Genomic DNA, 20,699 nt, shown 5'->3' on the forward strand with positions numbered 1-20,699 from the left:
ACGCCGAACGCCCCGAGCAGAGTCGGCCGTCTCACGAGCGCACCTCCGTCCGCTGGCCGTCCCCAACCGGAGCCGGGCCGATCGCCAACGCCCCGCCGGTGCCGGGCCCGATGGCCAGTGGCCCACCGTCGCGGGGGCCGCCGAACGGCAGGGCGGCGTCGGCCGGCACCAGCCGCAGCGGCGAGGTGGTCAGCCGATCGCCCGCACGGGCCGGCAGGGTGAGCCGGAACTGCGCGCCCTGCCCTGGAGCACCCCACGCCTCCAGCCAGCCGCCGTGCAGCCGAGCGTCCTCCAGGCTGATCGACAGGCCCAGGCCGGTGCCCCCGGTCTGCCGAGCCCGGGACGGGTCCGCCCGCCAGAACCGGTTGAACACCAACTTCTCCTCGCCCACCTTCAGCCCCACACCGTGGTCGCGGACGGTGATCGCCACGGCGGTCTCGTCGATGCCGAGGGTGATCAGCACCGGGCGGGCCTCGCCGTGCTCGACGGCGTTGCCGACCAGGTTGCGCAACACCCGCTCGACCCGGCGCGGGTCGACCTCGGCGATCACCGGCGTGCCCGGCAGGTCGAGTTCGATGGGTACGCCCACCCGCTCGGCCAGGCCAGCCAGCCGGTCGACCACCCGGTGCACCACCGGCACCAGGTCGGTCGGTTCGGAATCCAGCATGGCGAAGCCCGCGTCGAACCGGCTGATCTCCAGCAGGTCGGTCAGCAGTTCCTCGAATCGGTCCAACTCGGCCTGGAGCAGCTCCGCGCTGCGGGCGACCGCCGGGTCGAACTCGTCGCGCTCGGCGAAGATCAGGTCAGCGGCCATCCGAACCGTGGTCAACGGGGTACGCAGCTCATGTGAGACGTCGGAGGTGAAGCGGCGCTGCAACCGGGACATCTCCTCCAGCCGCAGGATCTGCCGTTGCAGGTTGGTGGCCATCTGGTTGAACGACGCGGCGAGCAGGGCCAGGTCGTCCTCGCCGTTGACCACCATCCGCTGGTCGAGCAGGCCCGCGGAGAGCCGCTGGGCGGTCCGCGCGGCGACCCGGACCGGGTTGACCACCAGCCGGGTCACCAACGCCGCGAGCAACCCGAGCAGGATCACCAGCGCGACTCCGGTGGCCACGACCGTGGCTCGGGCGTCGGCGGCGGTCACGTCCTGCCGGCCCAGCGGCACCAGGTAGTAGAGCTCGATCTGGCCGAAGCTGGTGGGCACCGGCGAGCCGTAGACCAGGTATTTGGTGGTCTCGCCGGTGAGTCGCCCGGTGCGGATCTGGCTGGCCACCTTGCCGTCGGCGATCGCGGCGCGCAGCTCGGGGCTGATCAGCGACTGGACGTTGGCAGACGGGGAGGTGCGGGTCTGGATGTCGTTGGGGTAGTCGTCGGCGGTGATCGCCACCACCACCCCGCTGGTCTGCTGGGGGTCGCCGCCGGCCAGGTAGTTGACAGTGCCGTCGATGGTCTCCTGGAGTTGCGCCTCCTGCGGCTGCCGGTAGAAGGAGACCTGCTTGGCCGCGTAGCTGGCACCGCTGGTCACCCGCTGTCGGACATCGCTGCGAGCGCTGTCGAGCAGGATGGTGGTGATCTTGTCAGCGATCAGGAACGCGAACCCGCCGACCAGCAGGCTGGACGCGACCAGCGTGATGGTCACGACCCGGACCTGGAGCGAGCGGCGCCAGGTCTGATGGGCCCGACCCACCGCACGAGCGACCCGACCGCTCACCGCACGCCAGAGCTCCCCGCCGGCGCTGGGCCGGCGGGCAGCCGTACTCGGGGAGGGTGGGGGCGGCGAGGTCGACACAGTGCGACCAGGCTATCCGGTCCCTGCCTTGTAGCCCACGCCCCGCACGGTGAGGATGATTTCCGGTCGCTCCGGGTCCGGCTCGATCTTGGCCCGCAACCGCTGGACGTGCACGTTGACCAGGCGGGTGTCGGCCGCGTGCCGGTAGCCCCAGACCTGCTCGAGCAGCACCTCGCGGGTGAAGACCTGACGTGGCTTGCGGGCGAGCGCGACCAGCAGGTCGAACTCCAGCGGAGTCAGCTTCACCTCCTCGTCGTTGCGGCTCACCGTGTGCGCCGGAACGTCGATGGTGATCTGGTTGTCCGGCGGCCCGATGGTGAGCATCTCCGGGGCCACGTCCTCGCCTCGGCGCAGTCGGGCCCGCATCCGGGCCACCAGCTCCTTGGGCTTGAACGGCTTGACCACGTAGTCGTCGGCGCCGGACTCCAGGCCGAGCACGACGTCCACGGTGTCGCTCTTGGCGGTCAGCATGACGATGGGCACGCCGGACTCCGCCCGGATGGACCGCGCGACGTCTATACCGCTCATACCGGGAAGCATCAGGTCAAGCAGCACGATATCGGGACGACTGTCGCGAAAGGCGGCCAACGCCCGCTCTCCGTCCGCCACGAACGAGGGCAGGAAACCCTCACTGCGCAGCACGATGCCGAGCATCTCGGCGAGCGCGGGGTCATCGTCGACCACCAGTACGCGGGCTCTCATGGGATTAATATTGCATCCTCATTCAGTTCGGTGGGACCGGCGTCCGCCGGTAACGTTCCGCGCCGCCATGAAACCGGTGATCGCGGTCCGTGGCGGCGGCGCCACGGCTACGGTGCCTGGCGCGCGAACGGGCCATCGCCAGGCTGCGACCATGATCCCCCTTTGGCGCCGCCTGGCGCTACCGCAGGCTGGGCCGATCCGGTTGTCGCCATCCGGACGACGGTCAGCCGAACAGCCCACGCCCCCAGTGATCCCCGCCGTCGCGTACCCCCGGAGGGCAGGCGAACACCCCGCTGGAGACGTGTCGCAGGTATTCGTTCATCACGTCGTGCCGAGCCAACTGGGTCTGGATCGGCACGAACTGACGGCGCGGGTCGCGCTGGTAGGCGATGAAGAAGAGGCCCGCGTCGAGTCGGCCGAGGCCGTCCGAGCCGTCGACGAAGTTGTAACCCCGGCGCAGCAGCTGAGCGCCGCCGTTCCGACTCGGATGAGCCAACGTGACATGGGCGTGTTCGGCGATCACCGGCTTCCCGTCCGCGCCCCGGGCGGCGAAGTCGGGCTCGTCGAACTCGCCGCTGCGACCCAGCGGCGCGCCGCTGCCCTTGGTCCGGCCGACGATCTCCTCCTGCTCAGCGAGGGAGGTCCGGTCCCAGGTCTCCACGAGCATCCGGATCTTGCGGGTCACCAGGTACGAGCCTCCGGCCATCCAGTCCGGCCCGTCGCCCGGCTGCACCCACAACTGGTCGCGCAGCAGGTCGGTGTCCTCGGCCTTGAGGTTGGCCGTGCCGTCCTTGAACCCGAAGAGGTTGCGCGCGGTGGCCTGCTCACGGGAGGTCGACGAGGTGCGGCCGAAGCCCAACTGCGACCAACGGACGCTCACCACACCCATGCCGAGCCGGGCCAGGTTGCGGATCGCGTGCACCGCCACCTGCGGGTCGTTGGCACAGGCCTGGACGCAGAGGTCGCCGCCGGAGAGCTGCGGCTGCAACGCGTCGCCGGGGAACTTCGGCAGCTCGGCGAGGGCTGCGGGCCGACGGTCGGCGAGGCCGAAGCGGTCCCGCCCGTCGGCGTCGCGGAACAGCGTCGGCCCGAAACCAATGGTGAGGGTGAGCTGTGAGGGAGGCAGGCCGAGTGCTTCACCGGTGTCGTCCGGTGGGGCCTCCGGCATCCCGCCGACCGCACCCAGCACCCCGGCGTCGCGCCCCGCCGTCATCCGGGCGGCGGCGGCCGTCCACTCCTCAAGCAGTTCGACGAGTCGGGCCCGGTCCTTGGTGATCACGTCGAAGGCCACGAAGTGCAGCCGGTCCTGCGCCGGGGTGACGATGCCGGCCTGGTGCTCGCCGTGGAACGGCACCGCCCCGGCCGGGTGGTCGCTCGCCGCGGCCGGGCCGTGGGAGCCGTTCAGCAGCGCCCCCGCACCGGCCGCCACTCCGGCGACCCCCGCCACCCCTGCGCCGGCCAGGGTGATCGCCCGGCGCCGGGTGAACCTGCTCCCGCTCATCGACTCGACTCTTTCTGCCAGGTGGTCACTTGGCGACGGCCGCGGCGACCTTGCTGATCGGCTCGGCGAGCGCGTTGATCCCGTCGGAGAGCTCCTTGAGCTCGGCCTTGCTCAGCGCGGTGTGCAGCTTCCACCCGTCGCCGACGCGGTGCTTGCCGAGCAACCCCTCGACGTTGGTGAACTCGGTGTCCAGCTGGGTGACCAGCTCCGGCGAGCGCTGCTGCAACGCGGGCCGCAGGGCGGACACGGCGGCCTTGGAACCTTCGAGGTTGGCGGCGAAGTCCCACAGGTCGGTGTGCGAGTAGCGGTCCTCCTCGCCGGTGATCTTGCCGCTGGCCACCTCGTCGAGCAGTTCCTTGGCACCGTTGGCGAGCTGGAGCGGGGAGAGCTTCTCGGCGTTCGCCTTGGCCACGATCTCCTTGACGTCGACCAGCAGCCGGTCGGCGATGGGACCGTCCTTGCTGATGTCACCGGACTGCCAGAGGTCCTTCTCGATCCGGTGGAAGCCGGTGAACTCCATCCCCTCCTCGATGACCTCCTCGCGGCCGTCGATCTTGGGGTCGAGGTCGCCGAAGATCTCGGCGACCGGCTCGATCCGCTCCCAGTAGGTGCGGGCGACCGGGTAGAGCGCCTTGGACTTCGCCACATCGCCGGCCTTGACCGCGGCGACGAACTCCTCGGTCTTGTCCAACAGCGCGGTGGTCTGGCTCTTGACGTAGCGCTGGTAGTTGTCGGTGGCGTCACCCAGCGCGGCGTCGGCGGTGAGCGGCTGCGCCGACCCGCTGACCTTGAGCGCGCCCCGGATGCCCTTGCCACTCATCCCCGGCTTGCAGGCCGTCTGGTACGTGCCGGCCGGCAACTCCACGTGCAGCTCGCGGCTCAACCCAGGGGCGATGTTCTCCACCTCGCCCATCACCCGGTCGCCGTCGGCGTACACGTAGAACTCGGTCACCTTCGCGCCCGAATTGGTGATCTTGAAGGTGGCGGTGCCGGCGCCCAGGTCGGTCGAGCCGACCTCACAGGAGGTGTCGCTGGCCTTGACCACGATCGGTCCGCCGGACGCGGCCGAGTCACCCTTGTCGGAGTCGGAGCAGGCGGCCACACCGGCCGTCGCCAGCACACCGGCGGCGGCCAGCGCAAAGAACTGGGTGGTACGCATCTGAGCTGTCTCTCCTCGTGGGTCAGGCACGCTGCGGCGTGGACGCCGGCTCGGCCTCGGCGCCGGTGTCGGCCCCGCGCTCGGTGACGGTGGTGGTGGTAGCGGTGGGTGCCGGCTTACGCCGGGCCGGTCGCAGGAAGAGCAGGAGCACCGGTACGGCGTACGCGACCCAGGCGATCGTCTCCAGCACCGTGGGCGCGGGAGTCACGTTGAACATGCCGGCGAGCAGGGCCGCGTACCAGGTGCTCGGGTCGAGCGTGCCGGTGATGTCGAACGCCAGGTCGTTCAGTCCGGGCAGGACACCGGCCTCCTGGAAGTCGTGCACGCCGTACTTGAGGATGCCGGCGGCGACCAGGATCAGCAGCGCGCCGGTCCAGGTGAAGAACTTGCTGAGGTTGATCCGCAGGGCGCTGGCGTAGAGCAGCACGCCGAGGACCACTGCGGTGACGATGCCGCCGATCAACGCGAGCAGCGGGCCGCTGTCGCCGGCAGCTCCCTGGGCGGCCGAGTAGAAGATCAGCGCGGTCTCCAGGCCCTCGCGGATCACCGCGAGGAAGGCCATGCCGGCGACGGCGAGGGACCCGACGGCCAGCGCCTCGGTGAGTTTGCCCCGCAGTTCGCCGGCGATGGTCCGGGCGGCCCGGCGCATCCAGAAGATCATCCAGGTCACGAAGACCACGGCGGCGACCGAGGTGATCGCCTCGAACAACTCACGATCCTCGGATCGGGCCAGCAGCGAGGTCGACGTGTACTCGATCAGCCAGCCGAAGAGCACCGAGAGCGCCACGGCCAGGCCGACGCCCGCCCAGACCTGCGGCAGCCGGTCCCGGCGCTGCGACTTCACCAGGAAGGCGACCAGGATGCTGACCACCAGGGTGGCTTCCAGCCCTTCCCGCAGACCGATCAGGTAGGTGGCGAACATCCGAGCTCCGAGTAGGTTAGGCACGCCTTGGCTGACTTAGGGCAGGCATACCTTCCTCCCTGCTCAGGGCCCTCGTCAAGTTGTTCACGACAAGCTCACCCTGTCTGCGGCGAACCCACTGTGCGAAGATCGGCGCCGTGAGGGGATTCCTGCCGTGGTTGACGGTGCTGGCCGTGGTGCTGCTGCTCAGCGCACTACGCCTGAAGGCGCTGGCCACCCTCGTTTCGCTCGGCTGGCTGGCCTGGTGCATCTGGACCTGGTTCCGCCCCACCCGCCGCACCTAACCCGCCCCGCCGCGCGCCACCCCACCGCCCCCGCGATCTTGCACTTTCTGCGGCGGCATATCGCGCCAAAGCCGCAAATCTCCAACCGAAACTGCAAGATCGCGGAAGTGACGGGGGCGCAGCGGGGACGGCCGTGGGGACGACGAACCGGGCCGGCTGCGAACAGCCGACCCGGTTCAGAGACGTCGATCAGTAGCGGTAGTGATCCGGCTTGAACGGCCCCTCAGTGGAGACGCCGAGGTAGGCGGCCTGCTCCTTGGTCAGCGTGCTCAGCTTGGCGCCGAGCGCGCCGAGGTGCAGCCGGGCCACCTTCTCGTCCAGGTGCTTGGGCAGCACGTAGACGCCGATCGGGTACTCCTCGGTCTTGGTGAAGAGCTCGATCTGGGCGATCGTCTGGTTGGCGAACGAGTTCGACATGACGAAGCTCGGGTGCCCGGTCGCGTTGCCCAGGTTCAGCAGGCGGCCCTCGGAGAGCACGATGATGGCGTGCCCGTCGGCGAAGCGCCACAGGTCGACCTGCGGCTTGATGTTGATCCGCTCGACGTCGGACCGCTTGGCCAGCCCGGCCATGTCGATCTCGTTGTCGAAGTGGCCGATGTTGCCGACGATGGCCTGGTGCTTCATCCGGGCCATGTGCTCGTTGGTGATGACGTCGAAGCAGCCGGTGGCGGTGATGAAGATGTCGGCCTGCTCGACCACGTCGTCGAGGGTGGCGACCTGGTAGCCGTCCATCGCCGCCTGCAACGCGCAGATCGGGTCCACCTCGGTCACCACGACCCGGGCGCCCTGGCCGCGCAGCGACTCGGCGCAGCCCTTGCCCACGTCGCCGTAGCCCATGACGACCGCCATCTTGCCGCCGATCAGCACGTCGGTGGCGCGGTTGATGCCGTCGATGAGCGAGTGCCGGCAGCCGTACTTGTTGTCGAACTTGCTCTTGGTGACCGAGTCGTTGACGTTGATGGCCGGGAAGAGCAGGGTGCCGGCCCGGTGCATCTCATAGAGCCGGTGCACGCCGGTGGTGGTCTCCTCGGTCACGCCCTTGATGCCGGCGGAGATCCGGGTCCAGCGCTGGCCGTCCTCGCCGAGCGAGCGGTGAAGCAACTCGAGGATGACCGCGTACTCCTCGGAGTCGGCGGACTCGACCGGCGGGACCGCCCCGGCCCGCTCGAACTCGGCACCCTTGTGTACGAGCAGGGTGGCGTCGCCGCCGTCGTCGAGGATCATGTTGGGGCCCTGCCCGTCCGGCCAGGCGAGCACCTGCTCGGTGCACCACCAGTACTCCGGCAGGGTCTCGCCCTTCCAGGCGTACACCGGAACCCCGGCCGGAGCCTCGGGGGTGCCGTCCGGGCCGACGACGATCGCCGCGGCGGCGTGGTCCTGGGTGGAGAAGATGTTGCAGGACGCCCAGCGCACCTGCGCGCCGAGCGCGACCAACGTCTCGATCAGGACGGCGGTCTGGATGGTCATGTGCAGGGAGCCGGTGATCCGCGCGCCGGCGAGCGGCTGCGCCTCGGCGAACTCGCGGCGGATCGCCATCAGGCCGGGCATCTCGTGCTCGGCGAGCTGGATTTCCTTACGCCCGAACTCGGCGAGCGACAGATCCGCCACCTTGAAGTCGCCGTCGGCGAGCGTGCTCGGCCGGGCCTCGGACGGCGTGCCGCTAGCGGACGCCGGGAGGGTGCTGGTCATGAAAGCTCCTGTCGAACGATGTCTGCGCCGACCCTCCACCTTACGCGCGTCGGCGACTGGCGTCAGGCACGGTCCGCGGACAGCGCACGGGGCGGTCGGTGGTGAACGGACCTTCCCGCCCACGTCCCGCCCGCCCCGCGCATCCCCCCGGTTTGGTTCCCCCGCACGTTCTCGGACCGTCGTCGCGATAACGCTGCGTACTCATAGAGTCACACTCAGGCAAGGCGACGTCAAGCTATTCCGGGAAAGTCGGACTTGTGTCTTTCGGCCGAGCTGGCGTCAGCGCAGCCCGGACGTCGCCACGTACGCCACACCGGCGCCGTCGATCCGCAGCGGCGCTTCCAACGCCGTACCGATCGCCGCCTCGCCGGAGGCCAGCGTCAGCGCGCCGGCACCGTCGTCCACGGTGATCGAACCGCCGGCGCAGAGCACCACCCTGGGTCCGGGCAGCGGCAGCGTCACCGAGGGCACCGCCGCGTCGACCCGCACCCGGTGCAGCGCGAAATCGTCCACCGGCACAGGCCACCAGTCCACGCCCGGACCGACCGGCTGCGCGACGCGCACCGGATCGTCGAGCACCTCGAAGCGCAGCACCCGCAGCAACTCGTCGACGTCCACCCGCTTCGGGGTCAGGCCGCCGCGTAGCACGTTGTCGCTGGCCGCCATGATCTCCACGCCGCAGCCGCTCAGGTAGGCGTGCAGGTTGCCGGCGGGCATCCAGATCGCCTCCCCCGCCTCCAGCCGCAGGTGGTGCAACAGCAGCGCGACCAGCGCACCCGGATCCCCCGGGTACGCCCTGGCCAACCGGCGGGTCAGCTCCGCGTCCGGGCCGTCGGCCGGCGCTGCCACCACAGCGGCCAGCAGGTCGTGACGCGTAGCGACCGGCCAGCCGAGCAGCGTCCGCACCGCCGTCCGCAACCCCGCCGGCCCGGCCCGCAACGCGGCCACCACCGGCGCCAACGCCGGTACGCCGAACGCGGCGAGCGCCTCGGCCGACTCCGCCGGATCCCGGAAACCGCAGAGCGCCTCGAACGGGGTGAGCGCGACCAGCAATTCCGGCTTGTGGTGCGGGTCGGAGTAGTTTCGCTGCCCCTCGGGGCGCCCCGCCTCCGCCGCGTAGCCGGCCTGCGCCTGTTCGGCGTCCGGGTGGGCCTGCAAGCTCAGCGGAGCGTCGGCGGCAAGCACCTTGAGCAGGAACGGCAGCCGACTGCCGAACCGCTCGGACACCCGCTGCCCGAGCCACTGCCCTGGTTCGTCCCGCACCAGGTCACACAGGCTCACCTGCAGACCGGCACGATCCACGTGGGCCGGAGCGCCCGGGTGGGCCCCCAGCCACAGCTCCGCCTCCGGGCCCGCGCTCGGCACCGATCGCCCCTGCAGGAGGGCGATGGCCGAACGCGAGCCCCAGGCGTAGTCCCGGATCGGCCCGTACAGTGGCTCCACCCGTCAGCCCCCGGGCCGCCCGGCCGGCTCGCCCGACGTGTCCTGCGGCGCGGCGGTGTCCGCCGCGGCACCGGTGCCGGCCGCGGCGGCAGCGGCGCTGTAGACGTCCGGCTCCAGATAGATCACCCGGGCGATCGGCACCGCGGCGCGGATCCGCGCCTCGACGGCGTTGATGCCACGGGCCAGGTCGTGGGCGCTCTCCCACTCCGGAACGGCGATCTTGGCGGCCACCATCAGCTCTTCCGGGCCCAGGTAGAGCGTCTTCATGTGGATGATCCGCTCCACCTCGGGGCCGTCGGTGACGGCCCGCTCGATGGCCGCCAGCTCGGACGCCTCGGCGCCCTCACCGAGCAGCAGGCTCTTCGTCTCGATGGCCAGCACGACGGCGATGACGACCAGCAGGATGCCGATCATCGCGGTGCCGGCGGCGTCCCACTCGCCGTTGCCGGTGATCAGCGTCATGGTGACGCCGAACAGGGCGAACACCAGACCAACCAGCGCGCCGAAGTCCTCCAGGAGCACCACCGGCAGCTCCGGGGCCTTGGCCCGGCGGATGAAACGCACCCAGGACTGGTTGCCCCGGATGTGGTTGGACTCCTTGATGGCGGTCCGGAAGGAGAACGACTCCATGATGATCGCCGACACCAGCACGACCACCGGCAACCAGTGCCAGGACTCGATGCCGCCCTTGTGATGCCACTTGTGGTACGCCTCGTAGAGCGCGAACAGACCACCGATGCTGAACAGCACGATGGACACGATGAACGCGTAGATGTAGCGCTCCCGGCCGTACCCGAACGGGTGTTCCGGGGTGGCCGCGCGCTTCGCCCGCTTGCCACCGAGCAGCAGGAGGCCCTGGTTACCGGAGTCGGCGACCGAGTGAACCGCCTCGGCCAGCATCGACGACGAGCCGGAGAGAAGGAACGCGATGAACTTGGTGACGGCGATGCCGATGTTGGCCAGCAGGGCGGCGACAATCGCCTTCGTCCCACCGTTGGCGCTCATGCCACCGCTCCGCTTCGCCGCACGAAGCCGACCGGTCCGCGCATGGCGCGCCGCCCCCTACGTTCGTTCACTGGTTCGACAGCTCCTTCATCTCGGTGATGGCCGGGACGGCCATCGGGTCCAACCCGTGTGCCAGAGCAAGGTAGATCGAGGCGAAATCCGGAACGGCGATCAGTGACGCCAGCCGCTCCAGGGCGGAGCCGCCCTCGGCGGTCACCACGTCGCACCGCACGCCACGGCGCTCCGCGAGGGTCTGCACCGCGTCCGCACGGCGCTCCTCGACGGCGAGCGGCTCATCGGTGTCGTCCTCGGCGTTGAGCCCGCCGTCGCGCAGCAGCACCAGCCGCAGCCGGGTGCCCTCGCCGTCGTCCTCGGCCGGGTCGGCGAAGATGTCCCGCTCCCCCTCGGCCAGGCCGCCGAAGACGCCGTCGAGCAGCCCGACCCGACCCCGCCCGGCCTCACCCAGCGCTCCGGTGACCACCGGGTAGCGGGCGTTGGCCGACAGGGTGTCACCGAACCGGCGTGCCGCCACTGTGGCCAGCGGGGACGAACCCCAGACGATGGGGATCGAGCCGGCCAGGCCCAGCGCCAGTGACTTCGCCGGGTTGACGAAGGACTCGGCGGCGGACCGGCAGCGGTCGGCGTCCGCGTCGAGCCGGGCCGCGGTCTCCGCCAGGTCCGCCTCGTTGACCTTCACCAGCCCGAGGGAACGGGCGGCGAGCAGGACCGGCACTGTGAGCGCCCAGAGGCTGGCCCGGGCCGGCGCACGCCGGGGCACCGGGATGAACGGCGCCCGGGCCTGCTCGGCGATCGACTGCAACTGCGAGTCCGGGGCACCCACTGCGACGAGTCGGGCACCACGGCGGTGGGCCGCCTCGGCGGCGCCGAGCGCCTCCGGGCTACGTCCGGACGCGCTCACCGCGATCACCACGTCGGCTGCGCCCACCCAACCGGGTACGCCAGCGGAGCGGTGCCCGATGATCGGTACCGGGCAGCGTGGCCCGGCGACAGTGGCCAGCACGTCCCCGGTACGCCCGGCGGTGCCGATGCCGGCGATCACGACGGCTCGGGGCCGCCCGTCGTCGGCGAGCACCGCGAGGTTCGCCTCGGCTGCCAGCGCCGCGCTCTCGCGAACCTGCGCACCGGCCGACGCCGTGTGCCGGAGCATGCCGCCCGGGTCGGCCTCGGCCAACGCCTGCGGGTTGTCGAGCAGGGCCTCGTCGGCGTCACGGCGCCCGCTGACCCCGGCCGTACCGTCGATCATGAGGACTGCCCGGGGCCGCCGCGCGCCTCGTCGAGCAGCAGCACCGGCACGTCGTCGCGGACCTCGAAGATCCGGCCGCACTCCGTACAGGTCAACGTCTGCGCCTCGGCGTCATAGGTGAGCGGGGCGTGGTGCGTGTCCGGACAGGCAAGGATCTCGAGCAACTGCGGATCCAGGGCCATGGCGCGGCTCCTTCCACGTGTACGGCTTGACCGGCGGCGGTGCCGACCGGCGCAGGCGATCTTATCGGCGAACGCGGTCGAGCACGTCGTCCCGGAGCGAGACCATCCGATCCCGGGTGGGCGCCTCGACGTTGAGTCGCAGCAGCGGCTCGGTGTTGGAGGCGCGCAGGTTGAACCAGGCGCCGTCAAGGAAACGCAGGGTGAGCCCGTCCATCTCGTCGGCCACCGCGTCGGGGTACGCGGCACGCACCTCGGCCACCGCCGCCGCCTGGTCGGCCACCGTCGAGTTGATCTCGCCGGAGGCGACATAGCGCTCGTACTCACCGGCGAACACGGACAGCGGCAGCGACTGCTCGCCCAGCGCGGCCAACGTGTGCATCGCCGCGAGCATCCCGGTGTCGGCGAACCAGAAGTCCCGGAAGTAGTAGTGCGCGGAGTGCTCGCCGCCGAAGACGGCGTTGGTGCGGGCCATCTCCGCCTTGATGAAGGAGTGCCCCACCCGGGCGACGACCGGCTGCCCACCGTGCTCCCGGATGATCTCCGGGACGGCGCTGGAGGTGATCAGGCCGTGGATCACCGTGGAACCCGGGTGCTTGGCCAACTCACGGGCGGCGACGAGCGCGGTGATCGCCGACGGTGAGACCGGTTCGCCGCGCTCGTCCACCACGAAGCACCTGTCGGCGTCACCGTCGAAGGCCAACCCGATGTCGGCCCCGTGCTCGACCACAGCGCGCTGGAGGTCGACCAGGTTCGCCGGGTCGAGTGGGTTGGCCTCGTGGTTGGGGAAGCTGCCGTCCAACTCGAAGTAGAGCGGCACGATCTCCAGCGGCAGCGGCGACAGGGCCGCGTCGCCCAGCACTGTCGGAACGGTGAAGCCACCCATGCCGTTGCCGGCGTCGACGACCACCTTCAACGGCCGGATGCCCGAGAGGTCGACCAGCTTGCGCAGGTAGCCGGCGTAGTCGGGGAGCAGGTCGCGCCGCTCGGCGGGCCGGGTCGGCGCTCCGGCGGGACGAGCGTCGCCCGAGTCCAGGAGGGCCTGGGCCCGCTCCCGGATCTCGGCCAGGCCGCTCTCCTGGCCGATCGGGCGCGCGCCGGAGCGGCACATCTTGATGCCGTTGTACTGCGCGGGGTTGTGGCTGGCGGTGAACATCGCGCCGGGCAGGTCGAGTGAGCCGGACGCGTAGTAGAGCAGGTCGGTGGAGGCGAGGCCGATCTCGATCACCGACCGGCCCTCGGCGCGTACACCGGCGGCGAACGCGGCGGCCAGGCCGGGCGAGGTGGCCCGCATGTCGTACCCGACGACGACGGCGTCACCCGGCTCTTCGGTGGAGTTGAGCAGTTGGGTGAAGGCGGCGCCCAGTGCCTCGGCGGCCCGTTCGTCCCACTGGTCCGGCACCGTCCCACGGACGTCGTACGCCTTCACAATCTGGGACAGATCAGACACGTGTTCCACTCCTTGGCCGCAGGTTAGACACCGATCCTGAGCCTAACGGAGGGCCGGGCCGTACTCCGCTCAGCCGGGGAGGCGGGGAATGAACACGGTGTGGCCGTCACCGTCGGTGGGCGGGTCACCGGGCTTCGGTTGAACCTCGGGCCGATCCGGCATCGGCTGGGTGGCCTCCGGGGCGGGGGTGTCCGGCCGGGCACCGTAAACCCCGCCGACGGCGGGACGCGGTGACGGCACCGCACCACCCCACGCGGCGGCTGGCGGCTGCTGGCCGTACACCTGACCGGGGCGACCGGGCGCGGGCGGCAACCCACCCCCGGCGCGGTAGGTGGTGCCGCCGGGGTTGCCCGGCAGGGGGCCGGGCGCATCGTCGGACGGCTTCCGGTCCTGCCGCGAGCGACGGAACAGCAGCACGATGAGCAGCAGACCGACCGCCACCAGCACGATGCCGAAGTACATCACCGGTGACGCTCCGGACGACTCGGCGGCGGTCGCCGTGGTGCTCGGCGCCGCAGAGACGCCGCCCTGCGCCAGCGGGTTCGCCGCCTCGTCGACGGTCACGACCTCGGTCGGGCTCGGAGTTGGCGACGGCGTCTTCGACCGCGACGGAGTCGGCGACGGAGTGACCCGCGCTCCGGTCAGCCGCGCCGCGTCGGTGGCGTGACCCAGCGTCTGGCCGGCGGCGCTGATACCGGCGCCGGTGACCACGAGACGGCCGCCCGGCGCACCCGCCGCGAACGCCACCCGGTAGCGCACCGTGATTCCCTTGCCCTTGCACAGCGTCGGCTTCGAGGGTGACGTCTGCGCTGTCGACACGGTGCCGGCGCCGCCGCTGACGGCCACCGGGAACCAGCGTCCGCCCGCGTTGACCTCGACCGCCACCTGGTTCGGCTGGAGACCCTCCAGGCGGAAACCCAGCGCGGTACGCAGCAGGACGCACCCGTCGGTGCGCTTGCGCACCGCGACGTTCACCCCCTGCGCGGAACCACCGGCGGCGAAGCTGCTGGCCGCGCCCACCCGGACCGAGTCCTGATCGGCCAGCGCCGGTGACGCACCGAGCATCACCAGGCCGCCCGCAAGACCGCAGACCGCCGCGAGCCGTGCCACGCGTCGACGCACTGTCATGATTACCTCGCCGTTCTCCCCGGATGGGGTCCGCGGTCAGGCTACTACCGGCCCACCTGTCCCACCGGACAGTGAGCGCCCCGCATGTGTGCGGCGTTACGGTTTACGGCTCCTCCCGCCGACCTGCTGGCAGCCGGGCTGACCAGCCAATCAGCGGGCCTGCTCCGCCTCGGCGAGTGCGTCACGGCACAGCCGGTCGGCGGTGCGGGTGGTCTCCGGCAGCCGGTAGCGCGGAGTCAACGCGAGCACCTGCGCCGTCGCGTTCTCCAGGCTCATCCGATGGCCGACGCTCACGAAGACCGGCTTCACCCCGTCGCGGGTCCGCAGCACCCGACCGACCACCTCGCCACCGTCGCGCAACGACGACCAGGAACCCCGCTCGGCGGACGGCGGATCCCACACCCCCACCAGTGGCGTCTTCGCCACCCCGATCGCGGGCAACCCGGTGACCACCCCCAGATGGCAGGCGAGCCCGAAGCGGCGCGGATGGGCCAGCCCGTGCCCGTCGCAGACCAGCAGGTCAGGGATGGTGGTCAGCCGGTCGAGCGCAGCGAGCAACGCGGGCAACTCACGGAAGGCGAACAACCCCGGCACATAGTCGAACGCGGGTCGCCCCACACCGACAGCGGAGTCCACCACCGCCAGGGTCCGGGCGTCCACCACCGTCACTGCCGCCGCCAGCAAATCACCACCCTCGGCGTACGCGACGTCCAGGCCGGCCACCGTCGCGGGCGCGCTCGGCCCCGGCCCGACCAGGTCCACCAACGGCCGCAACTCCTCCTGTACGGCCACCGCCTCGGCAACACTGCCCGGCCCTGCTGTCCCAGTGCCCGCCGCGCCGCTCATGCCCGCCGCGCCGCCCCTGCCCGCCGCGCCGCCCCTGCCCGCCGCGCGCGATGATCCACTCGGCTTCACGGAAGTCGGGCTATCCCAGGGCTCTGAATGCCCCGACTTCAATGAACCGGAGTCGATCACTCTCGGCCCGACGCGCCGACGCCACCCCCGGCGGCCCTACCGTCCGGGCCGCCCCGGGCGGGGTCACCGTCGGCCCGACCCCTGATCGCACCCAGGCCGAGCGCGAAGGCAGTACCGAAGGCGACACTGAAGGCGACGCCACCCTTCGCACCGAAGACGGGAATGCCGATCGCCAGACCGATCAGGATGCCGACCGGCCAGGCCCAGACGGCGGACCTGACGCTCTGCGTACCGAATCTCGCCATGCGTCGATCTTATTCGGCCCCGCCACCGACTCGTCCCTCCGTCCGTCCATCCACGAAGGATGCCTACTGCACTCTCGCTATATCGGGGTCCGCGCCAGGATCACCGGCCGCGCGAAGCTGCTCCTCGAACATGACGAACGTCCGCTGTCGAATCCCACGAATGAGCGCCTGCTCCTTCGGCGTCAGGTGGCGATCTTCGGCCTTCGCCACGTCCCTGACCGCCTGCACCGTCTCGTAGAGAGCGAAGATCGGGCCTTCGCCCTCGAGATAGTGAGCCCGAAAGCGCTCCACCTCCTGCACGAAGTCCTCAGGAGAACGTCGGAAGATCTCGCCCCCAACACCGAGGGTGATCTCCATGAAAATATCGTTCTTCTCGTGCCAGCCGCCTGTATCGATGGACACACGCCAGACCCTGGCACCTCCATCCAGGGTTTCCACGATCTTGACCGGGGACTGGTAATAGAGGTAATAGGAGGGAAGCAATAGACCCTCGGCCATCAGGCATTCCCCTCGAAAGTTGACTGCAAAGCCTGCCAGAAGAGCTGCTGCTCGCGCCGGCGGATGCCCGCCGTGATCGCTCGTTCGCTCGCTGTCAAGGCTCGACCATCCGCCTCGGCGAGGGCCTCCACGTCACGGCGCACCTCATAGAGCACATGCTCCCAAACCGCGACCGCATCCAAGGCGGCCAGGTGCAGCCGGAACTCTGCCAGATGACCATTCCTCATCTGCAGCACGAGTTGCACGTCTCGGTAGCCGCTGTCCCTAGGCGAGAGGAAGCGATCGTCACATCCCACGATCACGACGTCAGGGTGGTCGCGTATCCGCCCGAGTGCCGCGTAGAGATTGTCGAGGTTGCGGAACTCGACCTTCGCGGCGGCCAGGTCGAGCAGCTTGGACGCATCGCCCTGGTGTTTGGTCACCTTGTCCTCGGCTCGACGGCGGTCCTTAGGCTGCTCACGCCAGCCGGGCTCACCAACCCGACGATCACCGACAAGGGCCAGGGACGTCGCCAACTGATTCAGCTCCGCCTGGGCAACAGCTGCCGCTGCGTAGAGATCGTCGAGGTAATGCTGCCGATAGGAGGGGTCAGACTGGCGACGCTTCTCGAATCCCGGTTGGGTCGGTAGATCATCCGGAATCCGAACACTCGCGCTGATCCGCCGCTGGTCGTCAGTGAGTGGCGTTGGCTGTGGTTGATCCACATCGTTACCGTTTCCGGTTGTCTGTCCCAACACCCCGAGCCCCGCTGCCTCCTGCTGGGCGACGTCGTCCAGCACCTCGGCGAGGACGTCGATGGCCTGTTGTTGGCTGGCCAGGTGATACAGGGTCAGCGGACGGGCCGTCAGCGACTTCGCGAGTTCGGGCGTGGACTGGATCAGACGCGCCAGGTCCGGATGCTGCACCAACTGCCGCACCAGGTGCTCGGCCAGGTCCGGTTCGTTCGGGGGCGGCTCTCGCCGGGCGCTGTCGAGCATGTCCCGGACCCGGTCGTCGGCGAACAGTCGCACGAGATCCCGTGCCGACGCTTCGTCGAGGTCCGGCACCAGCCGGCGAAGGGTCGGCGGGTCGATCGCCGTCGCGAACTCAGTGGGAGTCACCCCCGCCGCGAAGACGTCGTCCACGCTGTTGGCCGACAGAACGGCGCGGGCAGGCCCGCCACCCGGCGTGGGCTGGTCGAGATTGCCGCTCGCTGGAACGTTGGCGTCGGGTGACCACGGAGCCGAGCCCGGGCCGTCAAGGAGCAGGTACATCCGGTTGATGTACGGGTCGCCGTGGCCGCCGTCGTCGTGCGTCGGCGGGTGGTCCGGCAGGTCGGGTCGTTCGCTGAACCGGCCCCGGGGGAGCCCGCCGAGCGGCATCGGTCGGCCGTCTCCGCTCAGCACCAGCGCGTCGATGCCGACCACGTCAGGGTAGAGAGGCCGGTCCCGGACCACGCCGTTCTGCGGGTCCACGTAGAGAACCGTGCCGTTCTGGTTGAGCGCCACCCAGGCGTGCGAACCGCCGTGCGCCCACTCGGTGACCAGGAACGAGTAACTGCCGTGGCCGCCCAGCAGCAGTTGGTCGTGCAGGTTGCGGTAGCCCCGGTCGGCGGCCTGCCGCGCCTGCCCCGGGTCGGTACGGTGACCGGACGTCGGGGCGAGAAGTTGTTGGAAGCGCCCGCCGGTCACGTCTTCCACCCGGCCGGGGCCGCCTGCCTCGCCACGGATGGGGCGCCGGATGTCACCGTCGAGGTAGCCGTCGAAGGTTCGTGGCGCCGACACGCGGGGGCGCCCGTGCACCCACGTCTCGAACAGCGACAGTGTGCAGTCCAGGCAGTTGATGCCCCGGGTGGCGTCGGCCGCAGGACCGCCGTCGTTGAGCAGCCCGAACCAGCCGCCCTGCCGGGGGTCGGCGGTGCGGACGACGGTGCCGTCTGGATCGCGGGGCATTTGTCGTTCGACGTCGACCTGGTGCAGGGCGAGCGGTGGCCGGAGTCCTCCGGGCTGCCCGTACGGCCGGGAGTCGTCGATCGGTGGCGGATCGTCGTCGCCGGTGAGCCTGGACGGACCGGCAGTCTCCACCGCGCCGAGCGCGAGTGCGCCCACGTCCCGGTTGGCGTGTTCGAAGGTGGCGCTGATGTCCACGACCGGCGGGGCCGTGGTGCCGGCCAGCACCGCGTCTGCCAGGTCACGCCATTCGGAGTACGCGCGAGCTTCCTCGTTCGCGGCGCGCTGCCAGCCGTCTGCCCACTGCCGGTTGCCGGCCTGGTGCAGTTGTCGGGCGTAGGTGGCGTACTCGACGGCTCGACGATCGAGTTCCACGGCTCGGGTGCGCAGTCGGGCGGCCTCGGCCTGCCGGCGGTTGTTCTCGAACGCGATCCGCAGCGATTCGTAGTGGTCCTGGTAGCGCCGCCGCTCGGCGGCTTCCGCCGCCGCGGCCCACTGCGCCGCGTACGCGTCGTTGGTTTCGGGCTCGCGCACCGACGGGGCACCGAACGCCGCCACGTCGACGGGGATCGACGCCCTTCCCCGGGCGGGATGGTCGGGCGCTCGCACCGGTGCGGGCGTCTCCCGGGGCGGGACATGCGACGGCACTGTGAACCGACCCACGACCGGTGGGGTGGAGGCGACCGGCAGCGGCCCGTTGGTGGTGGTCGGGACGCCGAAGGTGATCGGTGCCGCCGGGCCGGTGTTGATCGTTGGTGTGGAGGGGCCGGTCGCCGGAGACCAGGCGGTCGGTCCGTTGGTGGTGGGGTGCGGCGAGCTGCCGGGGTGGGCCGGCGGCGCACCGGTGGCGGCCGGCCCGCCACTCGATGCACCGGTGGCCGGCCCGCCGGTTGATTCGAGGGGACCGGTCACGGGCGCGGACGCCGACGAAAGCCTCGGATCAGCACCCACCGCAGGCCGACTCGGATCAGCCACGGCCGAGGTGGCCTGATCGGTAGCCGAAGCCGACGCGACCGGATCGACAGCCGACGACGACGCGACCGGGTTGGTGGTCATCGCCGAGTGCACGGGGTCGGCCGTGACCGGGTGGGGAACGCCAGCTCTGTCGCCGAACGACCCACCCGTCGACTGTGTCGCCTCGGAGGCGCCCACCGAACGGTTCACCACGTCCACGTCGGACACCGCAGCGAGCGGTATCGGTGACGAGGTGTGCACGTCGGGCGCGACCGGAGATGTCGGCCCGACTCCTCGTGACTGCTCGACAACCGGGGACGTCGCCGCAGCCAACTGGTTCGGCGGCGTGGTGGCGACGCCTTCCGTCGCCTCCACCGGATTGCCGGCTGCCGTGACCGGACCACCCGAAGCCTCACCATCGACAGCCCCCGCAGAACCGCCCCCCGCCGAGGTAGCAGTCGACGAGACCCCGAGCGAGGGAGGTGCTCCCGTCGAGGCCACATCCGCCACGACAGGCAGCACTGGCGGAAGGGAGGGGCCCGTGAACGATGCTCCGGCGAGGGCGTTGGCCTGCGCGTCGAGCCGGGCGCGTAGCGCGTGGTCGGTCTGCCCGGTCGCCGAGCCGGTGGCCCCGGACGCGGCGGCGCGCGCCACGTCCTCCATCGAGGTCAGGCCCTGACCGGTGGCCAGGCTCGCCGCGCTGTCGGCGAGCACCTCGCCGGTCATCTCCCGACCCAGGTGCTCGCCGACCTTCGCCGCTCGCCCGGTCGCGTGCCGGCCCAGGCCGGCCAGCGGCGCCACCGCCCCGCCGGCCAGCCCGCCCACCGCCGAGGCGCCGAGATCGGTCAGGTCCAGGCCGTGTGCCCGCCCGGTGGAGTTCTGGTACGCCTGGGTGGCCAGGGTGACCCCGGCCTCCTCGGTGGCCTCCTCCAGCCCTTCACGGGCGACCCGCTTGGCGAGCCCGCGTGCGCCACCTCGGGCGACCTCCTTGGCGGCCCGCTCGCCGGCCTCCTTGAACCCGTGCCTGAGTGACTTGCTGGCCAGTTGGCCCATCAGCCGCTTGAAGATCTGTTGAACCAGCAGTCGCGTCGCGGTGATCGCCGCGCCGGCGGCCGGGGTTGCCGCACCGGCGGTCAACACCGCCGCCACCGCCACCGTGAGAAGCTCGATGACCAGGATGCCCAGCTCGATCCAGACTTCCAGCTTGGCGCCCTCGATGTCGCAACCGCACTCCTCGACCAGTCGGCCCAGGTCGGCCGTGACCGCGAGCAGCACGGGCAGCGGGGCGTCGGCGCCTTCGGCGATCCCCCGCCAGGCCGCCTCGAACGCCGCGTCGACAGCCCCGACGCCGCCGTACCCGTTGTGCACCTCGACGGCGGCCGCGGCGGCGTCGGCGTGCGGCCCGGCGAGCACGGAGGCGACCGCGTACCACTGGTCGGCGACGTCCCAGACGGCCCGCTCGTTGCCCTCCGGCCACTGCACGCCGACCACCCAGTCGAGGGCCTCGTAGATCCAGCCGGGCACGTCCCACGGCGCGTAGTCCAGGGGGTGCGGGATGGGGCTCGGCAGCACGCTCATCGGGAT

General features: G+C 70.9%; 17 protein-coding genes. 1 reads left to right on the forward strand and 16 read right to left on the reverse strand.

Annotation, left to right across the window (positions count from 1 at the left end; all coding sequences use genetic code 11):
- Nucleotides 1-31: 31 nt before the first annotated feature.
- The 5 genes from mtrB to efeU all read right to left on the reverse strand — a co-directional run bounded on the left by mtrB (nucleotide 32) and on the right by efeU (nucleotide 6,073).
- Complete coding sequence (mtrB, locus tag MED01_RS00785; protein ID WP_238666596.1) at nucleotides 32-1,789, reverse strand: MtrAB system histidine kinase MtrB; 1,758 nt, start codon at nucleotides 1,787-1,789, stop codon at nucleotides 32-34.
- Between the two features lie 12 nt (nucleotides 1,790-1,801).
- Nucleotides 1,802-2,491, reverse strand: a complete 690-nt coding sequence (gene mtrA / locus MED01_RS00790; RefSeq protein ID WP_030331519.1) for an MtrAB system response regulator MtrA — start codon at nucleotides 2,489-2,491, stop codon at nucleotides 1,802-1,804.
- 223 nt (nucleotides 2,492-2,714) lie between these two features.
- Nucleotides 2,715-3,992 (reverse strand): iron uptake transporter deferrochelatase/peroxidase subunit, encoded by a 1,278-nt coding sequence (efeB, locus tag MED01_RS00795; protein ID WP_238666597.1) that lies wholly within the window; start codon nucleotides 3,990-3,992, stop codon nucleotides 2,715-2,717.
- A gap of 25 nt (nucleotides 3,993-4,017) precedes the next feature.
- Complete coding sequence (gene efeO, locus MED01_RS00800) at nucleotides 4,018-5,151, reverse strand: iron uptake system protein EfeO (RefSeq protein WP_238666598.1); 1,134 nt, start codon at nucleotides 5,149-5,151, stop codon at nucleotides 4,018-4,020.
- 22 nt (nucleotides 5,152-5,173) lie between these two features.
- The gene (gene efeU, locus MED01_RS00805) at nucleotides 5,174-6,073 is read right to left on the reverse strand and encodes an iron uptake transporter permease EfeU (protein ID WP_238666599.1); all 900 of its coding nucleotides are present in this window, start codon (nucleotides 6,071-6,073) and stop codon (nucleotides 5,174-5,176) included.
- 137 nt (nucleotides 6,074-6,210) lie between these two features.
- Between efeU and MED01_RS00810 the strand changes: the two genes are divergently transcribed.
- Complete coding sequence (locus tag MED01_RS00810) at nucleotides 6,211-6,357, forward strand: hypothetical protein (RefSeq protein ID WP_238666600.1); 147 nt, start codon at nucleotides 6,211-6,213, stop codon at nucleotides 6,355-6,357.
- Nucleotides 6,358-6,546: 189 nt separating this feature from the next.
- Here MED01_RS00810 and ahcY read toward each other — a convergent pair whose 3' ends face one another.
- The 11 genes from ahcY to MED01_RS00865 form a co-directional block, all read right to left on the reverse strand.
- Nucleotides 6,547-8,046, reverse strand: a complete 1,500-nt coding sequence (gene ahcY, locus MED01_RS00815) for an adenosylhomocysteinase (protein WP_091394012.1) — start codon at nucleotides 8,044-8,046, stop codon at nucleotides 6,547-6,549.
- A 279-nt stretch (nucleotides 8,047-8,325) separates the two neighbouring features.
- Entirely contained in the window at nucleotides 8,326-9,489 is a 1,164-nt protein-coding gene (gene manA, locus MED01_RS00820; RefSeq protein WP_238666601.1) for a mannose-6-phosphate isomerase, class I, read from the reverse strand.
- Nucleotides 9,490-9,492: 3 nt separating this feature from the next.
- Nucleotides 9,493-10,494 carry a cation diffusion facilitator family transporter gene (locus tag MED01_RS00825; RefSeq protein WP_238666602.1) on the reverse strand — a complete coding sequence of 334 codons (1,002 nt, stop codon included), beginning with the start codon at nucleotides 10,492-10,494 and terminating at the stop codon, nucleotides 9,493-9,495.
- 67 nt (nucleotides 10,495-10,561) lie between these two features.
- The gene (locus MED01_RS00830; RefSeq protein ID WP_091394020.1) at nucleotides 10,562-11,758 is read right to left on the reverse strand and encodes an SIS domain-containing protein; all 1,197 of its coding nucleotides are present in this window, start codon (nucleotides 11,756-11,758) and stop codon (nucleotides 10,562-10,564) included.
- Nucleotides 11,755-11,940 carry a Trm112 family protein gene (locus MED01_RS00835; protein WP_091394023.1) on the reverse strand — a complete coding sequence of 62 codons (186 nt, stop codon included), beginning with the start codon at nucleotides 11,938-11,940 and terminating at the stop codon, nucleotides 11,755-11,757. Before MED01_RS00835 ends, MED01_RS00830 begins: the two co-directional genes overlap by 4 nt.
- A gap of 61 nt (nucleotides 11,941-12,001) precedes the next feature.
- Complete coding sequence (locus tag MED01_RS00840) at nucleotides 12,002-13,387, reverse strand: phosphomannomutase/phosphoglucomutase (protein WP_238666603.1); 1,386 nt, start codon at nucleotides 13,385-13,387, stop codon at nucleotides 12,002-12,004.
- A gap of 69 nt (nucleotides 13,388-13,456) precedes the next feature.
- The gene (locus MED01_RS00845) at nucleotides 13,457-14,515 is read right to left on the reverse strand and encodes a hypothetical protein (RefSeq protein ID WP_238666604.1); all 1,059 of its coding nucleotides are present in this window, start codon (nucleotides 14,513-14,515) and stop codon (nucleotides 13,457-13,459) included.
- Between the two features lie 150 nt (nucleotides 14,516-14,665).
- Entirely contained in the window at nucleotides 14,666-15,361 is a 696-nt protein-coding gene (nfi, locus tag MED01_RS00850; RefSeq protein ID WP_238666605.1) for a deoxyribonuclease V, read from the reverse strand.
- Between the two features lie 125 nt (nucleotides 15,362-15,486).
- Nucleotides 15,487-15,735 carry a hypothetical protein gene (locus MED01_RS00855; RefSeq protein WP_238666606.1) on the reverse strand — a complete coding sequence of 83 codons (249 nt, stop codon included), beginning with the start codon at nucleotides 15,733-15,735 and terminating at the stop codon, nucleotides 15,487-15,489.
- A gap of 63 nt (nucleotides 15,736-15,798) precedes the next feature.
- Nucleotides 15,799-16,233, reverse strand: a complete 435-nt coding sequence (locus MED01_RS00860; RefSeq protein WP_238666607.1) for a tRNA pseudouridine(13) synthase TruD — start codon at nucleotides 16,231-16,233, stop codon at nucleotides 15,799-15,801.
- The gene (locus MED01_RS00865; protein WP_238666608.1) at nucleotides 16,233-20,693 is read right to left on the reverse strand and encodes a toxin glutamine deamidase domain-containing protein; all 4,461 of its coding nucleotides are present in this window, start codon (nucleotides 20,691-20,693) and stop codon (nucleotides 16,233-16,235) included. Before MED01_RS00865 ends, MED01_RS00860 begins: the two co-directional genes overlap by 1 nt.
- Nucleotides 20,694-20,699: the final 6 nt, after the last annotated feature.

The sequence above is a fragment of the Micromonospora alfalfae genome (assembly GCF_022230925.1).
Lineage (GTDB): Bacteria > Actinomycetota > Actinomycetes > Mycobacteriales > Micromonosporaceae > Micromonospora > Micromonospora alfalfae.

Excerpts from the sequence above, each read along its gene's own strand:
- MED01_RS00825 (WP_238666602.1), bottom strand. The coding sequence starts at position 10,494 with ATGAGCGCCAACGGTGGGACGAAGGCGATTGTCGCCGCCCTGCTGGCC.
- MED01_RS00830 (WP_091394020.1), bottom strand. The coding sequence starts at position 11,758 with ATGATCGACGGTACGGCCGGGGTCAGCGGGCGCCGTGACGCCGACGAG.
- MED01_RS00860 (WP_238666607.1), bottom strand. The coding sequence starts at position 16,233 with ATGGCCGAGGGTCTATTGCTTCCCTCCTATTACCTCTATTACCAGTCC.
- MED01_RS00835 (WP_091394023.1), bottom strand. The coding sequence starts at position 11,940 with ATGGCCCTGGATCCGCAGTTGCTCGAGATCCTTGCCTGTCCGGACACG.
- efeB (WP_238666597.1), bottom strand. The coding sequence starts at position 3,992 with ATGAGCGGGAGCAGGTTCACCCGGCGCCGGGCGATCACCCTGGCCGGC.
- ahcY (WP_091394012.1), bottom strand. The coding sequence starts at position 8,046 with ATGACCAGCACCCTCCCGGCGTCCGCTAGCGGCACGCCGTCCGAGGCC.
- efeO (WP_238666598.1), bottom strand. The coding sequence starts at position 5,151 with ATGCGTACCACCCAGTTCTTTGCGCTGGCCGCCGCCGGTGTGCTGGCG.
- MED01_RS00845 (WP_238666604.1), bottom strand. The coding sequence starts at position 14,515 with ATGACAGTGCGTCGACGCGTGGCACGGCTCGCGGCGGTCTGCGGTCTT.
- nfi (WP_238666605.1), bottom strand. The coding sequence starts at position 15,361 with ATGAGCGGCGCGGCGGGCACTGGGACAGCAGGGCCGGGCAGTGTTGCC.
- efeU (WP_238666599.1), bottom strand. The coding sequence starts at position 6,073 with ATGTTCGCCACCTACCTGATCGGTCTGCGGGAAGGGCTGGAAGCCACC.
- MED01_RS00855 (WP_238666606.1), bottom strand. The coding sequence starts at position 15,735 with ATGGCGAGATTCGGTACGCAGAGCGTCAGGTCCGCCGTCTGGGCCTGG.
- MED01_RS00865 (WP_238666608.1), bottom strand. The coding sequence starts at position 20,693 with ATGAGCGTGCTGCCGAGCCCCATCCCGCACCCCCTGGACTACGCGCCG.
- mtrA (WP_030331519.1), bottom strand. The coding sequence starts at position 2,491 with ATGAGAGCCCGCGTACTGGTGGTCGACGATGACCCCGCGCTCGCCGAG.